This is a genomic window from Paenibacillus zanthoxyli JH29 (genome assembly GCF_000520715.1).
Lineage (GTDB): Bacteria > Bacillota > Bacilli > Paenibacillales > Paenibacillaceae > Paenibacillus_AQ > Paenibacillus_AQ zanthoxyli.
The window spans coordinates 1-1,944 of sequence record NZ_ASSD01000295.1 but is presented as its reverse complement, the minus strand read 5'-3'; the positions used below and the strand labels follow the sequence as shown (position 1 = coordinate 1,944).

Genomic DNA, 1,944 nt, shown 5'->3' with positions numbered 1-1,944 from the left:
GAACGGATACCAGGAAATTTCCATCAATCCGCAGAATATGGCCGAGAAAATCGAGAAGGTCATGCCTCCCGTCAAAGGCAATGACATTTGGATGACTATCAACAAAAACGTGCAGCTCAAGACGGAGCAGGCGATAACGGACCAGATCAAGTGGCTGCATACACATGCCGTTCAGGGCAAGACGCATCCCAATGCGATAACGGGCTATGCGGTGGCGATGGAAGTCGATACGGGAAATATCGTAGCCATGGCCAGTTTGCCGGATTACGATACGAATGCGTGGACTGACGGCAGCATTTCGAAAGTCTTGGACATCACCAACTATCAGAATGGTACGATTACTCCATATTCGTCGGGGCGATCGGGCAATAATTTCGAGTCGACGGTATTGCTGGGTTCGACAATCAAACCGCTTAGCGTATTGGTTGGGCTTAACGAAAGGCTTTTTACCACATCAACATGGTATACGGACAAAGGGATTGCTTATTTCGGCAAGGCTGGTCATGAAACGAGCGTTCGAAACGCCTCCGGCCACGTATATGGAGGAATGTACCCTTACCAGGCTATTCAACATTCATCCAACGTATTTATGGTTGATGAAGTAGGCAAGAAATTGTATGAAAAATATCATTCCAAGGGCATTAACGTATGGGATAAATATATGAAGGAGTTCGGTCTCGGAGTTTCGACGGATGTCGATCTGCCCAATGAGTTTCTGGGTAGAATCAACTACACGAATTTGGAGGCCGCAGGTAGTGCCCAGGCCGCTTTGGTTTATGCTTCTTTTGGTCAACAGGGAGCTTACACAACACTTCAGCTTGCCCAATATGCCTCTACTCTGGCTAATAAGGGGGAGCGGATCAAACCTCATCTTGTCAGCAAAATCACGGATTCCTCGGGAAAAGTGGTTAAGACGTTCGGACGTGAGGTACTGAATACTGTCAAAATGGATGATTCTTACTGGAATGAAGTGAAAAAAGGAATGAATAGCAAGGTCGATGCTTTTAACGGCTTCCCTTACGACTTTGCCCGCAAGACGGGAACCTCGCAGCAGGATTATTACGATAAGAGCGGCAAACACACCGTCGACAACGGCGTCTTCATCGCCTACGCGCCGCGTAACAAGCCGAAGCTGGCTGTAGCCGTTATTATACCCGAAGGCGGGTTCGGCTCAAACAGCGCCGCGCCGGTGGCGCGTAAAATTTTCGACGCCTACGACTGGGAGTATGGTCTTGACGGGGTGCCGAAGAAGAGTCTCCAGAAGAACCAATCGGCGGCTCAAAGTAGCAACGTAGCCGAGAGCGGTACAACTGGAAGTGGTACGAACTAACAGAGCTGACATCAGGCTTTAAATCGGTATATAAGAGAGGGGGACATCTTCTTTGTATGGAAATTGCCTGGTTGGTGACCTCAATTTCTCCACAAAAGGTCGGTGTCCCTTTCATTTTGTCTACTGATGAGTGTTGAGAATATTAGAGCTGCAGCGGAGCTTATGTTACAATAAATGGGTTCCATAGGAATTAGCCTACTTCCCGGGATACATAGGTATTCTTAAATGTTATAATTGAGGAGAGAACAAAGTGAGCCTTTTTCGCAAGCAGGGCTCGTCTTTGGACGAGGCCAATAGCAAAAGCACCCTGAAGCTGCGGATCAATGTGTTCTTTTTCAGTACGTTTGTCATTTTCTGTGTAATTATTATCCGTCTTGCCGTACTGCAATTCGTGGAAGGCCCGACGCTGACCGAAGTGGAGACCAATCGGGATGCGAAAGATGTGCCGCTTGCCGCAATACGCGGTTCAATTTTCGCCGCTGGTGGAGAGAAACTCGCCTACTCCACTCCTGTCCAATCGCTGTACATCACGCTGACCAAGGAGTATATAGCGACAAAGACGGACAAGAACACCAAGTTAACGGATTATACTCCTGAAGCCAAGGCGAATGTGA

General features: G+C 48.1%; 1 protein-coding gene and 1 pseudogene. Both read left to right on the top strand.

Annotated elements, in window-relative coordinates; all coding sequences use genetic code 11:
* On the top strand, positions 1-1,330 hold a 1,330-nt coding region (locus L691_RS0110730), incomplete at its 5' end, for a penicillin-binding transpeptidase domain-containing protein (protein ID WP_025690494.1).
* Positions 1,331-1,580: 250 nt separating this feature from the next.
* Positions 1,581-1,944, top strand: a pseudogene (locus L691_RS28590) (penicillin-binding protein 2); the annotation flags it as partial.